The 21,642-nt window shown below is 63.1% G+C and carries 23 protein-coding genes and 1 pseudogene; 9 read left to right on the plus strand and 15 right to left on the minus strand.

Annotated elements, in window-relative coordinates; genetic code table 11:
• Nucleotides 1-373: pseudogene (locus FEZ60_RS26865) on the minus strand (AI-2E family transporter); the annotation flags it as partial.
• A 368-nt stretch (nt 374-741) separates the two neighbouring features.
• On the opposite strand from FEZ60_RS26865, the gene FEZ60_RS26870 reads away from it, so the two are divergent.
• A complete protein-coding gene (locus FEZ60_RS26870; protein ID WP_172937487.1) occupies nt 742-1,398 on the plus strand; it encodes a trimeric intracellular cation channel family protein in 657 nt (218 codons plus the stop codon).
• A 149-nt stretch (nt 1,399-1,547) separates the two neighbouring features.
• The gene (locus FEZ60_RS26875; RefSeq protein ID WP_202026588.1) at nt 1,548-2,804 is read left to right on the plus strand and encodes an amidohydrolase; all 1,257 of its coding nucleotides are present in this window, start codon (nt 1,548-1,550) and stop codon (nt 2,802-2,804) included.
• Between the two features lie 75 nt (nt 2,805-2,879).
• On the opposite strand, the gene FEZ60_RS26880 is transcribed toward FEZ60_RS26875, so the two are convergent.
• Nucleotides 2,880-3,446, minus strand: a complete 567-nt coding sequence (locus FEZ60_RS26880; protein ID WP_172937547.1) for an NADPH-dependent FMN reductase — start codon at nt 3,444-3,446, stop codon at nt 2,880-2,882.
• A 265-nt stretch (nt 3,447-3,711) separates the two neighbouring features.
• On the opposite strand from FEZ60_RS26880, the gene FEZ60_RS26885 reads away from it, so the two are divergent.
• Nucleotides 3,712-3,954 carry a hypothetical protein gene (locus FEZ60_RS26885; protein ID WP_172937488.1) on the plus strand — a complete coding sequence of 81 codons (243 nt, stop codon included), beginning with the start codon at nt 3,712-3,714 and terminating at the stop codon, nt 3,952-3,954.
• Here the strand turns inward: FEZ60_RS26885 and FEZ60_RS26890 are convergent.
• Nucleotides 3,951-4,277, minus strand: coding sequence for a hypothetical protein (locus FEZ60_RS26890; protein WP_242484864.1), 327 nt, complete (start codon nt 4,275-4,277; stop codon nt 3,951-3,953). The two genes, FEZ60_RS26885 and FEZ60_RS26890, sit on opposite strands and share 4 nt — an antisense overlap.
• Before the next feature lie 749 nt (nt 4,278-5,026).
• On the opposite strand from FEZ60_RS26890, the gene FEZ60_RS26895 reads away from it, so the two are divergent.
• Nucleotides 5,027-5,668: a hypothetical protein gene (locus tag FEZ60_RS26895; protein WP_172937489.1), complete on the plus strand. Its 642-nt coding sequence runs from the start codon at nt 5,027-5,029 to the stop codon at nt 5,666-5,668.
• Here the strand turns inward: FEZ60_RS26895 and FEZ60_RS26900 are convergent.
• From FEZ60_RS26900 to FEZ60_RS26915, 4 genes are all read right to left on the minus strand, one after another.
• Nucleotides 5,640-5,873, minus strand: coding sequence for a hypothetical protein (locus FEZ60_RS26900; protein ID WP_172937490.1), 234 nt, complete (start codon nt 5,871-5,873; stop codon nt 5,640-5,642). The two genes, FEZ60_RS26895 and FEZ60_RS26900, sit on opposite strands and share 29 nt — an antisense overlap.
• A gap of 594 nt (nt 5,874-6,467) precedes the next feature.
• Entirely contained in the window at nt 6,468-6,815 is a 348-nt protein-coding gene (locus tag FEZ60_RS26905; protein WP_172937491.1) for a hypothetical protein, read from the minus strand.
• 58 nt (nt 6,816-6,873) lie between these two features.
• Nucleotides 6,874-7,014 (minus strand): hypothetical protein, encoded by a 141-nt coding sequence (locus FEZ60_RS26910; protein WP_172937492.1) that lies wholly within the window; start codon nt 7,012-7,014, stop codon nt 6,874-6,876.
• A gap of 268 nt (nt 7,015-7,282) precedes the next feature.
• Complete coding sequence (locus FEZ60_RS26915; RefSeq protein ID WP_172937493.1) at nt 7,283-8,683, minus strand: wax ester/triacylglycerol synthase family O-acyltransferase; 1,401 nt, start codon at nt 8,681-8,683, stop codon at nt 7,283-7,285.
• A gap of 325 nt (nt 8,684-9,008) precedes the next feature.
• Here FEZ60_RS26915 and FEZ60_RS26920 point away from each other — a divergent pair, with 325 nt between their 5' ends.
• Nucleotides 9,009-9,365 carry a hypothetical protein gene (locus FEZ60_RS26920; protein WP_172937494.1) on the plus strand — a complete coding sequence of 119 codons (357 nt, stop codon included), beginning with the start codon at nt 9,009-9,011 and terminating at the stop codon, nt 9,363-9,365.
• 590 nt (nt 9,366-9,955) lie between these two features.
• On the opposite strand, the gene FEZ60_RS26925 is transcribed toward FEZ60_RS26920, so the two are convergent.
• Nucleotides 9,956-10,207, minus strand: coding sequence for a hypothetical protein (locus tag FEZ60_RS26925; protein ID WP_172937495.1), 252 nt, complete (start codon nt 10,205-10,207; stop codon nt 9,956-9,958).
• Nucleotides 10,208-11,680: 1,473 nt separating this feature from the next.
• Between FEZ60_RS26925 and FEZ60_RS26930 the strand changes: the two genes are divergently transcribed.
• Nucleotides 11,681-11,968, plus strand: coding sequence for a hypothetical protein (locus FEZ60_RS26930; protein WP_242484874.1), 288 nt, complete (start codon nt 11,681-11,683; stop codon nt 11,966-11,968).
• A gap of 122 nt (nt 11,969-12,090) precedes the next feature.
• Nucleotides 12,091-12,255 (plus strand): hypothetical protein, encoded by a 165-nt coding sequence (locus tag FEZ60_RS26935; protein WP_172937496.1) that lies wholly within the window; start codon nt 12,091-12,093, stop codon nt 12,253-12,255.
• Nucleotides 12,256-12,851: 596 nt separating this feature from the next.
• Here FEZ60_RS26935 and FEZ60_RS26940 read toward each other — a convergent pair.
• Nucleotides 12,852-13,214 (minus strand): phosphatase PAP2 family protein, encoded by a 363-nt coding sequence (locus tag FEZ60_RS26940; RefSeq protein ID WP_242484865.1) that lies wholly within the window; start codon nt 13,212-13,214, stop codon nt 12,852-12,854.
• Nucleotides 13,215-13,289: 75 nt separating this feature from the next.
• Here FEZ60_RS26940 and FEZ60_RS26945 point away from each other — a divergent pair, with 75 nt between their 5' ends.
• Nucleotides 13,290-13,964 carry a winged helix-turn-helix domain-containing protein gene (locus FEZ60_RS26945; RefSeq protein WP_172937498.1) on the plus strand — a complete coding sequence of 225 codons (675 nt, stop codon included), beginning with the start codon at nt 13,290-13,292 and terminating at the stop codon, nt 13,962-13,964.
• Nucleotides 13,965-13,967: 3 nt separating this feature from the next.
• Here the strand turns inward: FEZ60_RS26945 and FEZ60_RS26950 are convergent, their stop codons facing one another.
• On the minus strand, nt 13,968-15,356 hold the full coding sequence (locus FEZ60_RS26950; RefSeq protein WP_172937499.1) for an ATP-binding protein: 1,389 nt from the start codon (nt 15,354-15,356) through the stop codon (nt 13,968-13,970).
• A gap of 302 nt (nt 15,357-15,658) precedes the next feature.
• Between FEZ60_RS26950 and FEZ60_RS26955 the strand changes: the two genes are divergently transcribed.
• Nucleotides 15,659-15,943 carry a helix-turn-helix domain-containing protein gene (locus FEZ60_RS26955; protein ID WP_172937500.1) on the plus strand — a complete coding sequence of 95 codons (285 nt, stop codon included), beginning with the start codon at nt 15,659-15,661 and terminating at the stop codon, nt 15,941-15,943.
• Nucleotides 15,944-16,721: 778 nt separating this feature from the next.
• Here the strand turns inward: FEZ60_RS26955 and FEZ60_RS26960 are convergent.
• From FEZ60_RS26960 to FEZ60_RS26980, 5 genes are read right to left on the minus strand one after another with little or no spacing between them, the layout of a single operon-like run.
• On the minus strand, nt 16,722-19,388 hold the full coding sequence (locus tag FEZ60_RS26960; protein WP_172937501.1) for an ABC transporter permease: 2,667 nt from the start codon (nt 19,386-19,388) through the stop codon (nt 16,722-16,724).
• Nucleotides 19,385-20,149 carry an ABC transporter ATP-binding protein gene (locus FEZ60_RS26965; protein ID WP_172937502.1) on the minus strand — a complete coding sequence of 255 codons (765 nt, stop codon included), beginning with the start codon at nt 20,147-20,149 and terminating at the stop codon, nt 19,385-19,387. Before FEZ60_RS26965 ends, FEZ60_RS26960 begins: the two co-directional genes overlap by 4 nt.
• Nucleotides 20,146-20,850 (minus strand): ATP-binding cassette domain-containing protein, encoded by a 705-nt coding sequence (locus tag FEZ60_RS26970; protein WP_346343419.1) that lies wholly within the window; start codon nt 20,848-20,850, stop codon nt 20,146-20,148. The genes FEZ60_RS26965 and FEZ60_RS26970 overlap by 4 nt, the downstream gene beginning before the upstream one ends.
• Nucleotides 20,814-21,425, minus strand: coding sequence for a hypothetical protein (locus tag FEZ60_RS26975; RefSeq protein ID WP_172937503.1), 612 nt, complete (start codon nt 21,423-21,425; stop codon nt 20,814-20,816). Before FEZ60_RS26975 ends, FEZ60_RS26970 begins: the two co-directional genes overlap by 37 nt.
• 52 nt (nt 21,426-21,477) lie before the next feature.
• Nucleotides 21,478-21,642: a hypothetical protein gene (locus FEZ60_RS26980; RefSeq protein ID WP_172937504.1), complete on the minus strand. Its 165-nt coding sequence runs from the start codon at nt 21,640-21,642 to the stop codon at nt 21,478-21,480.

Raw genomic sequence — 21,642 nt, forward strand, 5'->3', positions numbered from 1 at the left:
CGGTCACAGCCGCCCAACGGGGAATTCGGTGTTGCACCAACCAAGACACGACGGGTTCGAGGCCGGCTGCGAGGAACGCGGCGATGACAATGAGGACGAGTACGCCGTGTGCTGCGATCAGTAACTCGATCCCGCCGTAAGTGACGGCCACTCCCGCGGCTGCGGCCATTCCGATCATGAACGGAGACTTGCGGTCGAAGCTCGGTCCGGGCTTACCCAGCGGGTGGGCGGGTGAGCTGATTCGGGCAGCGTCTTGTTCTGCAGCGATGATCGGTTGCCCCTCGGCGGAGGTATGGGGTTGCCCGACTACGTCGCCGTGAGCAGGTTCTGCATCTCCGCCCGTGGGCGGTGAGTTGTTGTCGAGCTCGGGCATCGGAACCTCCGCATCTCGAGGTGCGCCCAGCGGGACGGACAATTCTTTCGCTGCGCTGTCCTGGTGGTTTACCCACGGGCGGTGGTGAATCATGCCGGGGTGCGGAGCAGCCTGGCTGTTCTTGGACAGACTTTCCCCGGGTATGGCTCCACCTCGACGTGCGCCGATCCGCCAGGTCCTCTACATCGGTGGCCATGGTGGAATGTTGATGCACGTGGTTCGGTGATCAGCGGAGTTCGAATCCCCTGCGGGGCGACTGTTGCAGCGCTCAGACCGCTGAACGTCGTCGCTGTCCCGTCGCAGCGCTTGCGGCGCGGACAAAGCCGCGTGTCGTGTGCGTATGTCTCGGATGGGGTAGTCATTTGGCCATGGCATCTGAACCGCCGTTGTTGTTGGTGTTGGATCTGGCGGGGACGTTCGCGTTCGCGTTGAACGGTGCGTTGACGGCGGTGCGTGCGGTACGGCTGGATATCGTCGGTGTCGTGACGCTGGGCATGGTCACCGCCCTCGGTGGTGGCACGGTGCGCGATGTGTTGCTCGACGCCCTTCCGCCGGCGACGTTCATCGATTTGCGATATCTGGCCGTAGCTGCAATCGGAGCGTTGATGGCTTTCGGGCTCAGTTTCCGGTTGGAGCGGTTGGCGATGCCGATCAACGTGCTCGATGCCATTGGTTTGAGTGTGTTCGCGGTACTCGGGGCGCACAAGGCGTTCGAGCTGGGTTTCGGGGTGGTGCAGTCGGTGATCGTCGGGGCGATTACCGGCGTCGGGGGTGGAACGATCCGCGATGTTGCGATCGGACGGATCCCGACGGTGCTGCGCAGCGAGCTGTATGCGATTCCCGCTTTGATCGGCGCGGCGGGTATCGCTGTTGCGCACAGTGTCGGTTATGACGGGGTGGGGGCTGCGTTGGTGGCGGCGGCGGTGTGTTTCGTCGTCAGGATGGTCGGTGTGCGCTTCGATCTGCATGCACCTCGCCCTCCGGGCGGTGGCCGACGCAGCGGGCGGGACGATCTAGCCGACTGATGGTTGCACGCCGCTTTTTAGGGTGCTTCGCCGCCGTGCGGCGTAGCGTGAAGAACGCTGGGCAGCACCGGCATTCGTCCGCTTTATCCGGGTACACCTCTGACAGGGATGTGCGATGACGTCCGGCGTCGCCGACAGAAGGAGAGATGATGGCCACGAATTGGCGTATCGCGGCGGTGCTGGCCGGTGTCAGCGGTGTCCGAGGTTGGCAGGAAGAGCTCTACCGAGATCTGCATCAGCATCCGGAACTCTCGCATCAGGAACATCGCACCGCAGGGATCGTCGCGGCGCGGTTACGGGGGAGTGGGTTTTCGGTATACGAGGGTGTCGGCGGGACCGGTGTGGTGGGGGTGCTGGAGAACGGGGACGGCCCGGCGGTGCTGCTGCGGGCGGACATGGACGCCCTTCCCGTCAGGGAGGCGACGGGTCTGGCATATGCGAGCACGGCTGTGGCATCGGCTGCGGACGGCGATGAGGTGCCGGTCATGCATGCGTGCGGTCACGACATGCATGTCGCATGTCTGCTCGGTGCGGCGCAGTTACTCGCCGACGGCAGAGAACACTGGAACGGCACCGTGATCGCCTTGTTTCAACCGGCGGAGGAAGTCGGCGATGGCGCCCGCGCGATGATCGACGATCGGCTGGGTGAGCTGTTGCCGACGGTCGATGTCGCTCTTGCCCAGCATGTGTTGCCGGCTCCGGCGGGGGTGGTGGGTACGCGGAGCGGTCCGGTCTTGTCCGCGGCTGACAGTATGCGGATCATCGTTCACGGTCGCGGTGGTCATGGGTCGATGCCGCAGGCGACGGTCGATCCGGTGGTGTTGGCGGCGATGATCGTGGTCCGGTTGCAGACGGTGATCTCGCGGGAAACCGTGCCGGGTGAACCTGCGGTCCTGACTGTTGGTCGTATCGTGGCCGGGGCCAAGAGCAATGTCATTGCCGATCATGCGGTCCTCGAGCTCAATGTCAGGACGTACAGCGATGCGACTCGCACGGCGATTCTCGAGGCGATCCGCCGGATTGTGACGGCGGAATGTCAGGCGTCACGGTCGCCGAAGGATCCCGAGTTCGAGTTGTTCGATCGTTTCCCGTTGACGGACAACGACTCTGATGTGACCGAGCGGGTTGCAGTTGCCTTCGCTGCGCATTTCGGTGAGCGGAGTGTGGAGTTGCCGATGCAGACGGCGAGTGAGGACTTCAGTGACATTCCGGCCGCTCTGGGTGTGCCGTACACGTATTGGGGTTTCGGTGGCATCGACCCTGATGTCTACCGGCAGGCCGAAGTGGCCGGTCGGGTGTCGGAGGATGTTCCGGTCAATCACTCGGCCACTTTTGCGCCGGTGATCCAACCCACCCTCGATACCGGAACGGAGGCGCTTGTCGTCGCGGCACTCGCGTGGCTGTGACACCACACGTCGTATCGGAGTTCCATACTTGTCGGGGCATGTTGAGGAACAAGGATCCTTCTGCGGTTCTCGGTGTCAGCGGGGTAGAACTGTGAGGACCCGGTGGATGTGGTTGCGGAATTCGGTCATGTAGTTGCGCAGGAATTCTTCGGTGTCGGCGTTGTGGATGGTGCCGTCGTCGCCGAACACTTCGGGTGTGTAGTGGATATAGGCTTCGGGGGCGGTCATCTGTCGGGCGTTGCAGAAAGCCATGACAGCTCGCAGGCTTTGCTGCCCGACAGCGGTGCCGATCGCACCGATGGAGGCGCCGATGATCGCGGTCGGGATGTGATCGAAGGAGTTCTGGCCCCAGGGGCGTGAGGCCCAGTCGATGGCGTTCTTGAGTGCTCCGAGGATCGAGCGGTTGTATTCGGGGGAGATGAACCGCACTGCGTCCACTGCGGAAATTGCTTCTTTGAGTGCGACGCCTTCGGGTGGGTAGTGGGTGTCGTAGTCGGGGCTGTAGAGCGGTAGGTCCCGGATGGAGATTTCGGTGAATTCGAGGTCTTGGGGTGCGAGTTGGATGAGTGCTTTCGACAGGATGCGGTTGATCGAGGTGGAGGAGAGGCTGCCGACGAAGTAGCCGACTGTGTAGGTTCTCATGGTGGTTCCGCCCTTCTGCTGTTGCAGTGTGCGGCGATCACGGCCCGGCGTGTTTTCGCGTCGATCAGTCACGGGTTCGGCCGTGGTTTCGGCGACAGTTGGTGCTGATTCGCCTTTGCTGTCGTCGTTCCGGCTGTTTCTGAGCGTCGTCGTGGCAACCGGTCGTGTGCTACATCGATGCGGGCTTCCGAAAGATCACCGCCGCTTTGTGTTTGCGTCGAACCATCTGATCGTAGCCCGCTATCGGAGGTGCGTGCGGTGAGTTGTGCATGCCGGCACAGGCGACTCGGTCGTCAACCGTTTCGGCGAGAACACCTGGACGATCGTGATCAGTGATCGAATGCGCTTCGGTATGTCGGGATCAGAAACCGGAAAATTCTGCACCCGCGAGGACATCGAAGTCTCGACGTTCGCGTCCCGCGGCGTCGACGGTGAGGTCGGATTGTGTTCGCGGGTTGTCGGATACGGGCGTCGGTCGACAGGGCTTGGTGGCGGCCCAGAATTCTAGTTCGTGCGTTGACGGGTGGTTGCGATGGCGAGGAGGTAGCGTTCGGCGGCGGTGTAGTCGGCGGTTGTGCCGTCACGATTGCTTTTACGGGTGATCAGGCTGAGGTAGTGGCGGCGGATTCCGGCGGAATCCGGTTGTGTTAGAAGGAATTCTACTGCGGCGATGACCTCCGGGTCCGGCGTCGCTTTGCTGCGGGCCCGCGTTCCGGCCAGGGGTGGTTTGCCGTGCCCCGACGGGCCGCCGGCACCGTGTACGACTGTGTCGTTGCGGTGGTGATGCGGAGTGGAATCTTGGTTGCAGTTGTCGAGGACGCGGCGGTCCATGGTCTGTCTCCGATTGCGGTATCCGGGCACGCACGATCATCACCGCCTGCCCTGCCCTGCGGGGAGGCGAGGCTGGGCGGGGGTGCGCACGCCGCCGCTGGTATCTCAAGGGGCGGGTTCGCGTGATGGTCGCTGTGACGTTGCAGTTGGCAGAGGTACAGGGTACTCACGTGGTGGTCGTTGTTTCAACTTCCCTCGGATGGGTTAGTAGCCGGTGGTGGGCCGGTGATGCGCTTCAAGAACATTCGGGAGATCGCGGCAGTAGGAAGCCGATGTCGAAACGTACTTGGCCATTGTTGGGGCGCCGGCTCGTCCGGACTCGTGTTCCGGCGTGATTGTGGTTCTGCGCCTTGAGATTCGATGACACGGGCAGGCTGGTCTGAGTGTTGTGCGCGCGGGGGACGTCCGGGGCAGTGTCGTTCAGATGTTCGGTTGCCCGGAGATTTGGGTTCCGGGCGTGTGAACGTGCGTTTCGTTATGCACCACTGGATTGAGACGGACGACTCTAAAGGCCTCTACCCGACGTTGGGTGAGGCTCCCGGCGAGTGGCAGCGGCGGGTAGGCGGATCGTGTGCGTCGGGCACCTCACGCCTGTGAGGTGCCCGACGCGATAAGTGATGCATCCGATTGCTTCACATCCGAAATGCCTGCTCGGGAGATGGTATTCGGGGTCGTCGATGTGCTGTCGGTTCGGCAGTTTGCTCACTGGTCGACGAAACAAAGAACACTCCAGATCGCGATGGCTTCTCGTGAGTGAGTGGAGTCGTGTTCACTGTTCACCGGAGTCGCTGCTTGCAGGCTTTGCGGCCAATATTCGTGCACGCATGTTTGCGTGCAGTGGTGCGCGCATCGTTGTTCTCGATGCTGTGAACTGCTGCGCGACCGGTTACGGGGCACACCGGACGCGACCGCTGCCCGAGCCGGCAATCGCCGACTCCAGAGGGTGCCCGCCGCGGACACGGTGTTCCGGTCGACGCGAGGATGGAACGGGCAAGAAAACGAACGGCCGCAAACGCCATATCGCCGTCGATATCAACGCAGCTGCTGCTCGCGGTGGTGCCCGTTCGCCGGCGTCGATCCTCCGGCCGCGACGCCGGGCACCGAGTGCTCGCCGGACTGCGGGTGCGTTCTTTCGTGATCGAATGGTTTGGAGCGACGGCGGCTACCGAGGGCAGCCGACCGGGTTGAAACACGTGCTCGCCCTTATGGTTCAGGTCATCAAACGCATCACCGGTAGCACCGGTCTCCACGTCCTACCCCGGGTTTGGGTAGTGGAGCGGACGTTTACCTGGATCAGCAAGTACCGGCGTTGCGTGCGCGACTACGAAACCGGACCCGACCATCACGATGCCATGATCAGCCTCATGGCACGGCTGCTGGCCCGAACCTGACGGGGTTCTTGGACGCTTTCTCAAGCATGGGGTCCTCCTCGTCCATGGTCGTGTTGATTTCCTTCGTGTCCAGGGCGCGTTGAAGGCCTTCGGCGATGAATTCGCGGGCCAGTTCTGCTGCAGGTTTCCCTTGGAGTGCTGCAAGACGGACCAAGGCTTTATGGTCCTGGGGGTTTACGCGCAGTGTGAAGGTTTGTGTAGGCATATCGCTTCCTTTCTGCAGCTTGCTACGCGGAACGGTCAGGGAAGTGAGTGTGCGGCGACTTCATGAGTATCTCCCTTCCTGTTGTCGGCACCAGTAGACCGGGACGGGCCGCGAGCCTCGGTGTAACTGCAGTTCAGGGCCCTTGAGGTTCTTCATCACTGTGGGGTCATCGAATACCAGACGCGGCTGCGGGTCAAGGACATCTTCGACGGTCTTGTCGACTCCGTCTGTCGCCGAACCTTCAGCGAGGTAGACCCATCACGCGCGGGAGCGAGCAGTCCTTCATAGCCTCGTACCCCTCGTCGACGGTTCCGGCCCCGGTCGGCACACCGCAACCCAGCAGCGCCGCCTGTTCGAATCGCAACTCGTGTGCACCAGCGGCCAGCTTGTTTGTGGATCAGTGCTCCGCTCGGTGACTCCGCCAAGCCTAAGGCCTGATTGAGACCTGCCGAGTGCACGTTGATCACCCGCCTTGGCGCGCTCAGCTTCTCGACGCTCTCGATCCGCGAGATGTCGCGCGCCGCAGTCGCGCTCGCAACGTTCGGAACTTATCGTCACGCAGGCAGTAACCGTCTCAACTGGAGGCGGGGCGATCTAGGTGGCTGACGTATCGAGAGCACGCTCGTGTCCTCTGGCGACGCAGTGTTGATCGAGAAGGTGCAGGATTCGGTCGGGTGCTTGCCATACGTTCGTGCACGGTACCCCGTTGCTGACCACTTTCTGCATTGTCGTCGCTTCGGAGGGCGAGCAGATTCCGCCCAGAACGTCCTCGGTCGCGATGGCGCATACGAGCGGCCCGGCGGTGAATGTTCTGGTCAGCTCGAGCTCGTATTGCGGCGCCCATTGGCGCATCGCGGCCCAGTGCGCGACCTCACGCAAGTCTGAGGGGTGTCCGATGAACAGTAGGTACCTCGAGCCGGTGATCGTTTTCGGTGATCTCATCAGTCCTCGTCTCGGCAAGGGAGCGCGTAGCGGCCTGTGGCAGCAGGCCGTCGGTCGGTCACGGGTGTGGCCGCATCAACTCTGCCCCTAGGCGGGACGAGCGGCGGCTCTCGCGGCGTCGAAGGGCAGCTTGGAGAGCTGCTGTGCCGCCGATTCCGGCGGCCAGCACCAGTAGCAGTTCGATCACGTTGATATTCAAGCGAATCTCCTCTTTCGGGGTGCCTCCGGAGCGGGTGCCGGGCTGCCGGAGAACATGGCCTCGATCCGGGCCTTGATCTCGGCGGTACTCATTGTGCCGCCGGGTGCGACGTACCTGGGTATTGTGTGCGATTGCGATTGCGATTGCGATTGCGATTGCGATGTGGTCATGTGTGCACTTTCTGTGTCGGGGTTGCGGATTCGGATGTGCCGGAGCTCGTGTCGTTACGGACGCCAGTCCGTGTGAGTTGCCGACAGGGCGGCGAGTTTCACAGTCCGGCGGCGTGTTCGAGGGCGCCGAGTTCGTCGTCGAGGTTCTCGAGTAGCGGCGTCAGGGGTGGCAGGGTGCGCCGGCAGGCGGTCAGCCCGAATGCGATCTCGTCGTCGGTGCTGGTGCAGGTGATGTTCAGGGCTTGCCCGGTGACCGGGATCGAGAGTGGGTACAGTGCGCTCAGTCGGGCGCCGTTCCAGTACAGCGGCTTACGGGGGCCGGGGACGTTGGAGATCATCACGTTCGGTGGGCGGATCATGCCACCGAGTCCGTACATCGCTAGTGCGAGTGGTGCGGTGCCGAGGGCGCTCATCGCCAGGATCTGCGCCGAACTGCGGGTGCGCATCGCATCCTTGCCTTCACGCATGGAGTCGCGCACCGTCTCGAGCCGTGCTGTGGGGTGGGTGAGGTGGGTGGCGAGGTTGCACATCAGCACGCCGATGTCGTTGCCTGCCTTACTTTTCTGACCGTTGTCGCGTAGCGAGACGGGGACCATCGCGATCAGCGGATCCTCGGGCAGTGCGCCCTGATCGTTCAGGTAGGTGCGCAGGGCGCCGGAGCTCATCGCGAGTACGACGTCGTTGACGGTGCCGTCGGCGCATTTGGCGACCAGCTGTAGGCGTTCGATCGGCCAGGACCGGGCGGCGAACCGCCGCGCCCCGCCGATCGGCACGTTGAGCATGGACTTCGGCGCCGAAAGCGAGAGCGGTCCGCCGCCGCGTCTGCGGGCACTGTCGAGAGTGCCGGTGAGCGCGGGCAGCATCCCGGAGATCTCCCCGGCCACGCCGCGGGCGGCGCGCACGGCCACCGCGGCCATATCCAGGGGGCCGGCAATAGTGGTGGAAGAGTCCGGGACCAGGCGCAGGGAGCCTCGCTCGCGGACCAGCGGCTCCCACAGCGCAGGCATGCCGGAGGTGTCGGGGTCTTCACTGAGGGTGCTGCGCAGCAGTTTCATCGCCGATGCCCCGTCGGCGAGGGCATGGTGGATTTTCATGTAGACCGCGAAACGGCCGTCGGTGAGGCCTTCGATCAGGTGCATTTCCCAGAGCGGGCGGCTGCGGTCGAGTAAACCGGAGTGCAGCCGCGCGACGAAGTCCATCAGCTCGGCGATCCCTCCGGGCGCGGGTAGTGCGTCGTGGCGAACGTGGTGATCGAGATCCACGTCGACGCCGGCCTCCCAGCCCCATTGCCCGAATGTGGTCACCGATCGCCGTGCGCGCTTGCGCAGTAGCGGTGCCACCTCGCCGCGGGCGAGCGCAGCGTCGAGCATCACCCGCACTGCGTGTGCATCGGCACCTTCCGGCGGTTCGAACAGGGCCACGCCCCCGACGTGCATCGGTTGATCGCGGGATTCGCCGAGCAGGAACATCGAATCGGTCGGTGACATCGGTAGCAGCAATGCGTGTCCTTCACTGTTTGTGAGGTGGCGGTCGGGTGGGGGCCTCGACTTCAGGAGCTGAAATCGGCGTAAGCGCCAGCGCTAAATATGTGTGGTTTTGATCACATGTCTTGTGTTGTTTTTAAGTTTTACAGCACTACGCGCGGCCTCGGCGTCTGTCCGAATTTTCCTCTCGTACTGGACGTTTGGTTGTTTGAATAGTCGGCAGGTGGGAACCTGTGAGTTGGAACTATTCAATTAAGCATAGTGATAAGACTCACATTTTCAGCTTCAATTGGTGCCGCCAACGCGGTCACGTCCATAGGTCGAGCGAAGGAGCAACGGAATGACTCAGGACCGCACCGCACCCCCTTTCCTTGCAGTCGGGCGGCAGCACCGGCTTGCTCACGTGTGCCCGGGCGACGACGAAATCCTCGACACTGCCCGTGGCCGGGGAGTGGGCGGTCCCGGCGGCGCCCGGACTCCGACAGTGTCCGCAGCCGAAGCCTCACGGGATCGATATGTATGCGAGGGCGACGGATTCGACGAACCGGAGCACTGCCCGCCGCTCTCGTTAGGCGATGACACTCGCGGAGTCGCGGAAGCGGAATCCGACCGGGAGGTGATCGTGTGGCCCGAACCGAGCCCACTCGATTCGTGGTGGGAGCGCGTGGTCAAGGGGCATCTCGCTCCACCGTGTTGACGACGCGCCTGATCGTCGGTGCCGAAGGTGGGGGTTGTCGTTTATGTCGGTGCGCGATCGTGTGGTCGGGATATCCGAGGTGCAGGTGATTACGGCTCGTGCGCAGGAATTTCCGGTGTCGGTGTGTCGTCGAAAACTATTGGGGGATAGTTATTTTGTGCGCGGGTTGCGGTGGCGCTCGTACGATGGCGCGGCGGTATCACGACAGTATCCTGCCAGTTGCCGCCGCGAGTTCGTCACTGTGACAATGCCTCTGAGCGGGCGGATCCTACTCGGGCAGCGGGGCTATCGACTGTTCAATTCGGGCCGATGCGATGAACGGGCCACGTCGGCTCAACGAAGCGGCTCAGCGCCAACGCCTGATTGACGGAGGTCGTGCATCGACTCTCAGGGATCAGCCGCCTCTGTTGCAGCGAAATGCCCTCTTGGGCAGAGGATAAGTCGGTGTGGCCGCCGAATTCGACATGGCGTGCTGTCGGCGGGACGGCTGCCTGAGCGTATACCTCTCGAGTCGGGCGTCAGGTCGGGTGCGAGGGAACGTCTGTACGCGATCTCGCGGGTAATTCTGCAAGTCGGGGGTCGGCATCGGTCTACGGGAGGGTGGCGCACAGCACCAGGGTTCCCTCGAATCTGTACTCGAGGTGATCGGCGCGCGCGGGATGGGGTGAGGTGTGCGCCAGTTGGAGGCCGGCGTCGTGAGCTCGATGAGCATGCTGTGTGCAGATGTGGGTCCACTGCAGCCGCGCGCGTCGTTCGACGTGTTGATAGGCGTTGTCGCGGTGCGCGTGCACCGTGACGATAACGGTCTCGGCGTGGTGTGGGTGGTCGAAGTGGTTGGGCATGTCGGAAGAACATACCTCCATGTGCACCGCCGATCATGGTGTTCGAGCGCGGGCGCGTCGAGGTCGCTCGTATCGTTGGAAGTGCTGCTGAATTGTTTACTTGGGATCAAACTGGGTCGATCGGTGGTGACCTGGTCGAGAAGTCTGGTCTGTCACGCCGCATGTCGCTTCGATCTCGGTAGATCGTTTCTTGCGTCACAGCGGATCGCAGTGGGCACAGGTATGCGCTGAATCCAGCTATCTGCTGTCTATATGCCTCCGCTCTCACCATGAGTGTGGAGGCTGTTTAAAGTCATGTGCGTTGAGCGGTCGACCGGCGATGATCAGACCCTGATGATCCGGCCCCGTTGAACCGCCGAGGGTTTTGGAGAAAATCGCATGGACGGGGCTGAACGCCGTCACCGGGGCATGAGGTCGGTTGTAGGGCGGTGAGGAAGAGGCAAACTCAGGAAGAGATAAATTCAATGCTGTTGGCGGGTACATTTACGATTTCTTCGAGGGTTCGCGCTTTTGCGTGACGACGGCTGACATGATTTATCGAATAATTTTAATGTCAGGATTACGGGCCAGCGGTCGTTACGGCTTCGCTGTGGAGTGGAAGCCGCAACGACCGCTGGATCAAGCCCCCAATTGAATAGGTTCTTGCTGGGTCTTATGTCGGGCCACCGCCACTGCTTCCGGCGCTACCACTGCCGCTTCCGGTACCGGCTTCGCTTCCGGCGGAAGAGCCGAAGCTGAAGCAGAATTCGATGAATGCTGAGATTGCGCCAAAGAAATCGAACATGGGTGGACCTTTCTGGTGGAGGGATGTTCGAACAGGTAAGTGCCTGACGACTCGGTGCCGAAAACGTGTCGTCGGTACTTACCGAGATAATTCGGTATTGCGTACTTGCCGGTTCTATAGCTGTATCGATCAGCAAGAAAGTGGCATGCCCATGTGGGCATTAACACGTCACCACGAGCATTATAGAGACAAAATAGGGAAAGGTGCTAGTCACGCAGGGTAACATTTACTCGAATGAAACAAATATTTCCGAAAAGTGCCAAGTTTAGAAATTGATATCGGGGGTACGAGGACTCGTGCCAGAGTGGAGTCGAGTGAAATGTTGTGAACGAGATCGGAACCTGGTTTTGGCTTCGCTTTCGCGCCGCATGTCGTTCGGGCTGGACGTGGATCGTGCGGGAGATGATTGTTCGGATGTTCTGAGAATAGTGATGACCTGGGTGTACTTCTTCTGCATCTGTCAGGGGTCGACATCGATTCGGTCGATGCGACCGCGAGTGGAGTCTGTATTCGTGCATCTCCGCGCCTGTTTCGGCGAGCGTCCGACGTGTGGTGTGGCCTCGAAGCGAGTGCATAGTCTGTAAGGAACGCATGCCCGCCGATACGGCCGTAGCTGGCCGGTCGAGCTACGTTATCGAGTGGACGCGGCCTGATCCAGATTGGGCCGTGCAACTGCGCAGCGCTTGACGGTGACCTCGTCGACATCGACCAGCAGTGCGCCGAGCAGCGATGTGGGGTCCCTGCGCCAGTGGTGGGCGAGTGCGCGCACCTCTGCGTTCGAGAACATCCGTGATCTGGCAACCGGGTTGGCGGTCCTGCTGGTGGAGCAGGCCGTCGAAGCGGCGATGAGCGTCGCCGATCACGTGACAGTCCTCGACATCGGCAAGGTGGTTCTCGACGCCGACTGCAGACAGACTGAAGGCATGGCTAGTTATTGCGCTGTGTTCTCACTGTATTTGCGGTTGTCTGCGGCCTGATCTACGACAAGAGTCGACTTTCCTGAGCGAGGAATGGGCCGGTTACGCGGTGGCGCACGGACGTCTCCTGGTCCGTCGATCTGCTCGACAAATGTGCGTCGGAGGGCGGGAGAGCCGTTGACGTGATTGGGCAGTTGGTGGGAGTCAAGGTTGCAACGAAGGTCGATCTGCCGCTTCCAGATGCGCCTCGCATCGAGCTGTCCGGAGCTTTCGATGTGTTGGAACCTGCCGCCGATCGAACCGACGGCGGACAGGCCAGGGCTTGCGTGCTTCCGACCTTCGGGTGAACGGCATCGGGATGATTTCCGGCGTGACGGAAATTCCTGTTCCTCCGCAAACGAATACGCCTCAGACGCTGACTCATTCGGAATCGAACACGGAAATGGGGCCAGAACCAGTGTGCAACCGTCGTCAAACAGAAGACGGCGGCGCGAGGCTGACCCGTCCCGGTTTGAGTGTTTTTGTCCTGCAGTGTGTCCTGTGTCAGGCTGGCGTTGGGTGATTCCTCCGTAGCGTTCACCGAGATCGTCGAACGAGAGTTGAGTTGCCGTCTCGGTCGGGGTTGCGAAATGTCGATGTCGAGCGTCTCGAAGCCGTGGTGATCGAGGAACGGAAAGCGGGTATCTGCCACGGAGTGTCCTGCAGGCTCGCGACGAATGCCTCCACCGCGTCTGGAACGCGAGTGTGAGTGCGTTCTTTGTACGTTGTCGTGCTCGAGGCGCTCGAAGTCGCCGTCCGGGAGGTTGTGGCCGCGATGGACGAGCCGTTCGGTGGGCACGGGTGTGCTCGAAGACGAAATGCGAATTTCCCGGACATTGAATCCCGTCAACTGGCGAGATATTCGAATCGGATTGGGTGAAAGCGGACCCATTCGATGATGCGGTCACGTAATCGGTTGTATTGATTCGTCATCGGTTTCGGGGAATTCGAAGTCGGAGAGTCGGTTGATGTTGGTGTCATACGAGTGCTGCGTTCCGGGTTTGGGATGGGGTATGGCGGGGTGTGTCATTCGGTCTTCCAGGAGGCGGAAGACGGCCCCGCCGGCAGTGTCGGCAAGCGTCGCGAGAATCGCTCCGACGACGACGTCGGTGAGCCAGTGCACACCTAGGTACAGGCGGGTGAGAGCGACGACGATCGTTACCGTGACGGTGAAGAGCATCAGCAGGCGTTTGACAGGGGGTGTGCTGTGCTTGCTCAGAGCATGAATGAGTGTGACGATCCGAAGCTGAAGAAACGCTGAACGCAACTCGATCAGGGGACCACCACCGTCTGCTCTACTGGTTGCACCGAAAAATCTGTGTGTCGACGAACGGGGCCGGTGGTGCGAGTACTGGTGGTCGAGGACGAGGTACGCCTGGCCGAGACGATCCGGCGGGGATTGGTGGCCGAGGGGTTCGTGATTGCCGTCGAGCATAACGGGGACGACGGATTCACAAGTGCCTGCAATGACGAATTCGACGTGATAGTTCTCGACATCATGTTGCCGGGCAAACACGGATACGACATCGTGCGGGACCTACGCGCCCGAGAGATCTGGACGCCGATCCTGATGCTGTCGGCGAAGGACGGCGAGTACGACCTTGCCGATGCTTTCGACCTCGGCGCCGACGACTACCTGGTCAAGCCGTTCTCGTTTGTCGTGCTCCTTGCACGCCTGCGTGCACTGGTGCGGCGCGGCGCTCCACAGCGGCCGGCGATACTCACGGTGGGGGAGGTGTCCCTTGATCCCGCCAAGCATCAGGTGAGCCGAGCGGGAAGCGAATTGACTCTGACGCCACGTGAATACAGCGTTCTCGAGTTTCTGATGCGCAACAGCGGAGTTGTAGTCACGAAGAGTGACATCGTTCGCTCCGTGTGGGACATCAGCTACGAAGGCGACGAGAACATCGTCGAGGTGTACATCGGTTACCTACGTAAGAAGGTGGATCTGCCGTTCGGAACTCGCAGCATCGAAACGGTACGAGGCGTCGGGTACCGTTTTGTCGGGACCGCCTGACCTTTAGTCCTCCGGTGCGGGAATTGTCACCTCGAATCGACTCCCGCCACCCGCCCTTTCGCTGACGGTGATCGTTCCATGATGCGCCGCAACGATTTCCGACGCGATAGCTAGCCCCAATCCCGACCCGCCTCCCTGCCTCGAACGTGGCTGGTCGAGGCGGACGAAACGTCCGAAGATGCGTTCGCGTTCTGCCGCAGGGATTCCTGGTCCGTCGTCCTCGATCGCGATCAGTGCTGTGTCGGTGGTTTCGGCGCACTCGAGATGCACCTGGGTCTGCGCGTGCCGCACGGCGTTGTCCACCAGGTTGCGCACCATCCGCGTCAATGCTCGGGGATCTCCGGAGACGCGGATCGGAGCAATAGTGGCGGTGACTGTGATTTCGGAGATGCCGTCGATTCGCTTTTTCTCGGCGAACAGAATGTCGTCGAGGTCGACGTCGACGACGGCGCTGGTGGGTTCGAGTTCGTTTTCGTCCGAGCGAGCGAGAATCAACAGATCCTCGATCAGCTGCCGCATCCGGCGCGCCTCGGGAAGTAGTGCGTCTTCGATCAAGGCGTCGTCGAGGAGATCGGGGCGTCGGTGTGCCAGTTCGAGAGCTGTGGTGATGGTGGACAGCGGGCTGCGTAATTCGTGTGAGGCGTCGCTGACAAATCGTTGCTGGGCCAATGCTCCTTTGTCGAGGCGCGCAAGCATGTCGTTCATTGTTGTTGCCAGCCGGGCTATCTCGTCGTTTCCGGACGGGACGGGTACTCGTTCGCCTTGGCGCCCACTCGAAATCGAGGCCACCCGAGCGCGTATGCGTTCCACGGGAGCGAGCGCCGAGCCGACGAGGCGGTAGGTTGCACACGCGGCCAGTCCGAGGACCAGAGGACCGATGATGGCCAGCAGAATGGCAACAGTCGTCACTACCGTTTCAACTGGTTCACGGTCAGCGCCGACGAAGACGGTGACCGGGCCGATCGGTGTCAGGGCGCCTCGTCCGATCAGCCAGTAGTCTTCGTCGTCCGACTCCTTCACTCTTCCGAGTATGTCCGACTCGTCCGGGCTGAGAATCCGCTCGGACAGCAGGCGTCTCCCGGTTCCGGGAGACTGCGCCACGATTCGGTGATCAGGATCGACGATCTGGACGATTCCGATTTGACTGTCGGTGGACAGAAGCGAAGCATCCAGGTTTGCCGCGCTTTCGCTGCCGAGTTGTTGTACCAACTGCGTGGCACGCCCTTGCGCGCTGTCGCGCGCGGACAGATGTAGCGAGTTCGCCAGGACGAAGACCAGTGCGATTCCGGCGATCACCAGACAGAAGGCGATTACGAGCGTCGACGCGACGGTGGAGCGAACACGCACACTCCACCGGGACGGGTGCAGAATCGGCGAGCCGAAGTGCTTCATGGCGTCCAGTCTGTCGTACGCGAACTTACAGCCGCGCAAACGGGGATTCGGACCGGAAAGGGTCGAGAAGATCGACCCTTGCGAAGACCACGTCACCCGTTTATCTGAATCGTCCCGGTACTTCGTCCGGCAGTCCGAGAGGACACCGGCTGGAACTAGGTTCCTGAGCGCGGAGGTGTGCGCTCTCGGGTGACATCGCCGCCGAGCGGCCGATACCTCTCGATCCACGAACGGGAGTTCATCGTCGACTACACCCAGGACGGGTAGACGTTGACGGCCATAGTGAACGCTCTGGGCGGGCGGTGTCGACGATCAGTCGTGAGTTGCAACGCCACAAGTACTTTCGTGGCACGTACCTCCCGTATCAGGCGGATCGGGATGCGCGGGTGAACGCGCGGCGACCGAAACCCTCGAAACTCGAGGCCAACTTCCGCCTGCGCGATGCGGTACAGGCGTTGTTGCACCGCGACTTCTCCCCGGAACAGATTTCGGCGACACTGAGGAAAGAATTCCCTGATGACCCGGAGATGCACGTGTCGCACGAAATGATCTACCGCAGTTTGCATGCTCAGGGCAAAGAGGTCTGAACAGGGAATTGACGGCGTATCTGCGCACGGGCCGGGCGATCGGGCAGGGGCAACGCCGCGGGGCGGAACGCCAGGCGCAGTTTTCGGGGATGGTCAACATTTCCGAAGGTACGACCGCGCGTTCGTCGAGTGGGACGCCCCGGCAAACGCGGCCGATCGCGGCGTTCAGGAACGCTGGGAATCTCTGCCCCGCGATGGCGAGGTACAGCAAGCGGAGCGGCTTCGGACGGTGGGGTCCGAAGCCAGTGATCTTGTTGGCTGCGGTGAAGGTATTCGGCGTGCCTTTTCGGGCTGTCCGTCCGCTCGTATGCGGCTGTAACAGATTGTCAGTGTTGAGGTTTGGGTGTTCGTTTTTGATCGTGTGTCGATCCATCGGTGGGCGGCGCGATAGTCGGTTCGGATCTATCCGTGGATATCTCCGATCTTCCTGCCGGTTGCAATGAGAGTGCCGGGGGTTCGGCGTTCTCGGGTAACGAGAGCCGTGATCTTGGTGGAAGTCGATATCAATGTGATCGAGATCTAGGTAGCCGGTGATATGTGCGCGATGGATGCGTAGTCCACGTGGGTCGAACGTGTCGTGTTCGCCGACGATGACTGCGCGGAACTTTGACGCAGGATCAGTGGCGATCGCACCGTAGTGCTCGTTGAGTATTTCGCTACGAAGTGGATCATTGGAGGCGACTGATTCGAGGTGCAGTACGGAGCCGGTCCGGGCTGATGCGGGCGTAGGGGTGGGGGAGAACCTTGCGCGGCGTGGCGAGATCTCCGGCCCACAGGGTCACAACTCTCGCAGCACGGTCAGTGGTGCTCGTCGGGCCAAGTAACTGGTGGTCGTCGCGACGATCACGATCACGACGACGAGTGTGGAGCCGACGGCGGCGAGATAAGTCCATGGCACGGTGAGAGATGTCGGCGGAGGGTCGAACACGCCGGTGAGTACTCTGACGAGCATCTGTGAGAGCATCCAGCCGGTCAGGCCGCCGGCGAGTAGGCCGCCCACAATGAGGACGCCTGCCTCGGCAACGACGAATGACCGTAGTTGTCGGGCACTGCCGCCCAACGCGCTCGCGATCGCGAAACTACGTCGCCGCTCGGCAAGCCCCAGTGCGAGTACCAGTGCGCCCGCGGCGGCGGCGAGGATGAAGCCGTAACCGAGTTCGATTCGCGTCAGACCGGCGAGGTTCACCGAAGTCAGGCTGGATCCGACTTCGCCTCGGGTGGTGGTGATGTCGGTGACCGTCGCGCTGGTCCCGATGACCGCTCGGATGCGTTCGGCGACCGCGGCGGTGTCGCGGCCTCCCGTGTCGATCAGGAAGGCGCCGACCGCATCGCTGCCCGTCTGTGCGGCGATGTAGTCCGCGTTGGCGACGAAGAAGCTGTCCTTGGGTGCGGTGGGGAACTCGGCGACCACTCCCACGTAGTGGAACGGGACGGTGGTCAATTGGTGGGTGCGTGCGTCTTGCAGGCGCAGGTTGACGGTGTCGCCGGGGGAGAGTTGGAAGTCGTTGACTGTTTCGGCGCTGACGAGGATCGAATCGGGTTGTGAGCGAAGCTTGTCCATGAGGGCGGCGGCGGTGCCGCCGCGGAAGTAGCTGTCGCGCACCGTGGTGACGGTGGTGATGCTGGACGGGTTCACTCCGTAGAGGTCCTGCAGGTCGGCGCCGATGTACGCGAAACGATGCTGGATCGGTTCGACCGCCCGGACGCCCGGGACGGTCGACAATGCGGTTGCGGCGGTAGGGGGAACCGGATTGCCCGGGGACTCGGTGACGGTGACGTCGGCACCGTTCGTGAGCTGCGCATCCGCCTCGGCTTGGGTCCGGTAGGTGGCGTTGAATGTGGCGGTGGAGAATGCGAATGCCAGCGCCAATGCAAGCAGCACGATTCCTCGGGCGAGTGGATGCCGTTGGCGGGAAACGGAATTGGCCACGGTTTGGGACAGGGATCCGGCGTACGGACGCAGGACGGCCCCGATGATGCGGTGTCCGCGACCGAGCATCAGGGCGGACAGGCGCCAGATCAGCAGTGCGGCGCCCGCCCAGAGCAGTGCGGGGGCGGCGAATGCCCAGTAGGACACCGAGATGGTGGGCACGCCCTCTGGCGCGAGTACGAGTTGGTAGCCGTTTCGGCTGGTCAGCCAGAACAGCACACCGGACGCGACGAGCAGCGCGATATCGACCTTGAACCGGACCCACAGGGGCGAGCCCATGGTGGTCACGGTGGCTCGACCCGCAGTGACGCTCATCCGTCGTAGATCTCGCCAGGTCGGCGCCAGCACTGCGGCCGCCGCCACTGCCATTCCTGTGGCAGCGGCTGCCGTGGCCCATCCGACGGCGCCGGTGGTGGTGGCGCCGAACCGGGCGGATCCGAAGGTAGCCCAGCCGACGAGGGCTGCGGCGATCAGTCCCACGGCGCTCCCGCCGACACCCACCACACCGGCTTCGACCGCCGCCAGGCGGAGCAACTGGTTTTGGGAGGCGCCGCGGGCCCGAAGTAGTGCCTGCTGCTGCCGGCGGTGCACCTGCCCGGTCGCCACGACAGTGGCGGTCAGCAGGCCCGCCAGCACCGCAGCGGGCAATCCGAGGAACAAGAACAGCACCTGCGCGTAGGCGGCGTCCGAGCGGGCGGCGCCCAGACTTGCACCGAGGTTGTTCCCGACCAGTGCCGTACCGGCGCTGCGGGCCTCGAGGTTGTGAGCTGCTGCTGTCACCACGCCGTAGGTGGATGCCGGATCGCTCGGAAGCGAGTGGTCGAGTGCGGCGTGTATTTCGGTGGTGACGAGGTCGGGGCGGACCTCGGCCAGTGGGTCGAACAGGGTGTGCCACCGGGCCTGGTCGATCACGATCACGTTGTCCGGCGGCGCGACCGGTTGCGCTCCCGGCGGAGCTCCGATGGTCTGAAACAGTGAGTCTGCCTGCGGCAGGTCCACCACTGCGTCCACCACCACCGACGCCGGGGGCAGGCCGGCGCGCCCGATCTCGACGCTGTCTCCTGGCGTGACGTGCAGGTTCGCGGCGGTCTGTTGTGCGAGGAGGACCCCGCTGTCCGTGCCGGTCAGAGTGCGCAGGGCGCCGGGGAAGTCTGTGCGGTATCCGTCGGGCATCCCGAGGACGATGCCGGGCCCGGTGGTGGATGCGGTGTCTGCGGCGGCGGAGGCAAATCCGCTCGAGTGGGCGAATCCGACCGGGACCGCGGTCCGCACCCGGTCGGTGGCGCGCACCAGGTCGAGGACACTGGCCGGGGTAGCGGTGGGTTGGACCTGTACTTGCCAGTCGACGACGACGCTGCGGGCGGCGCGATCGGTCATCGAGCTCTGCGCGGCGGCGAGGAAGATGCTGATGCCCGCGAGCAGGGCGACGGAGGCGGCGACTCCGATCGTTGTCGCGGCCAGTCGAGCGCGTCGCCGCCGCAGCAGTCCTCGCGTCCAGATCGAGACCCAGTTCATGGTGTTCCGCCGACGACGTCAGAGGAACCGGCGCCAGGGTCGGTGTCGGCATTCGCCGTGCTGCCGGTGTCGAGTCGGCCGTCGCGCAGCGTCCACCGTGCGGCGAGACGGTCTGCGACGGCCGGGTCGTGAGTGGCGATGAGCACGGCGGCGTCGATCGCGTCGGCGGTCTCGAGGAGCACGGTGATGGTCCTGGCCGCGGTGTCGTGGTCGAGTTGCCCGGTGGGCTCGTCGGCGAGGATCAGTTTGGGGCGGGCTGCGAGGACCCGGGCGATCGCGACCCGCTGGGCCTGTCCGCCCGAGAGTTCGTCCGGCAGCTTGTCGGCGAGCTCGCCGATCTTCAGGAGCGTGAGAGTGAGGCCCGCGTGCTGCATCGCCTTGTCCGCGGACTGGCCGGCGAACAGGAGTGGTAGCGCGACGTTTTCGGTCACGTCCAGGGCAGGTAGCAGGCTCGGGCCCTGGAACACCATCCCGACCTCGGCGGCCCTGCCCCGGCGGATGTCGCGTAGCGCCGGCCATCGCACAGTGCCGGTAGTAGGCGTGTCCAGGCCGGCGATCAGATGCAGCAGTGTGGTCTTTCCTGATCCGGAGGGGCCGACCAACGCGACCCGAGCCGAGGTAGGCAGCGCGAAACTCACCTCGCGTATGGCCGTCACTGCTGCCGCGCCGGTGCGGTAGGTGCGGCCGAGCCCGATGCATTCGACCACGATGCGCGGCGCGGTCGGATCGACGGCGGCGGCGCCCGAATTGTGTCCGGTCATGGGATCACCCTCCCGTTGTCGAGGGTGATCACCCGTGTCGCTGCGGCAGCCACTGCCACGCTGTGGCTGGCCGCGACGATTGCGGTGCCACTCCCGGCGACGCCGGCAAGCAGATCAAGGACCGCAGATTCGGTGACGCTGTCGAGTTCGCCGGTAGGTTCGTCGGCGAGCAGGACGGTCGGTGCATTGGCGAGCGCGACCGCCAGTGCGGCGCGAGCCAGTTCGCCGCCGGAGAGTTGGCTCGGGTATGCCCTGGCGTGGTCGGCAAGTCCCAGTTCTACAAGCATGCTTACGGTGTCCACGCGATCGGGGCGCCGGACGAGGCCGCGCACGAGGGCGATGTTCTCCGCCAGAGTCAAGTGTTCGAGGAGATTCGCGCTCTGAAAGAGCATCCCGACATGACGGGCGCGTATTCGTGCCTGCACGGGCGCGGGTTGGTGGCTGATCCGCTGGCCGGCGATGCGCACATTTCCTCCGTCGGGCTCGTCCATCCCGGCCAGGCACGCGAGCAGGGTGGACTTTCCCGACCCGGACGGTCCGGCGACCACGATGAATTCGCCGCGCAATGCGGTCACGGAAACCCCTTGCAGCGCATAGGTTTCTTCGTCGCCGGCGCGGTAGAACCGATACAGCGACGATGCCTGCACAGCTGGCTCGGCGGCCATCACGACCACTGCAGCGAATCGGTCACGGCGCGCCACGGGTCGACGTTGTCGGCGCCCTGCGGACCGGTCAGGGTCAGGACCGCTTCATGGCCGGCCCGCCAGAATTCGTAGCGCTCGACGGCTTCGCTGACAGTTTTCCCGGTTACGGGGTCGGCCGTCGAGGTTGCCGTGTAGGTGATCAGAATGGCCTGTCCCGCATTGCGCTGGACCGTGGCCACCGTCCCAGGGATGTAGCCGGGGGTCGTGGCCGCGATCGGGGCGAGTTCCTCAGCGGCCGCCGACGCGGGGGTCGGTGCATCGGCGCGGGCGGTGGTCTCGATGTTGATGGAGTTGAACTTGTCCGAGAAGACAGTGTCGACACCGACCGTGCTCCGCGACCAGCCTTCGGGAACGGATACGGTGAACAGCCCGTCGGGCGAGGTGAACGCCACGTACACCTGGTTGTCGGGGATGTCACCGGCTGAGTTCTGTTCGGGGGCGGCGCTGCTGAGCACCGATGACGAAGCGCTCGGGACGGTGCCGGTCGTCGACGGGCTCTGGGCGCAGCCTCCTGCCAGGGCTGCGGCCAAGAGTGCCGCGCTCAGCGCGGCGCGGCTGTTGCGATACCACATGGTGACCTCCGGCATGCGCTCGGAAACTGTTGTTTTCGTGGATGATTGGTGGTCAATCGGGTGATGTACCGGACCATCCGGGTGCCGCTCTGTCCAGTGCCTCGAGGAAAAATTTGATCTGCTGTTCGAGGACCACCACGGCAGAGAGGTGATTGTCCGCCGGCGCCCCGCGGAGCCGGATCTGACATTCGAATAGTTGGTCTGTGATTCCGGGCAT

The sequence above is a fragment of the Rhodococcus sp. MS16 genome, from assembly GCF_013277795.1.
In the GTDB taxonomy this organism is placed as follows: domain Bacteria; phylum Actinomycetota; class Actinomycetes; order Mycobacteriales; family Mycobacteriaceae; genus Rhodococcus_F; species Rhodococcus_F globerula.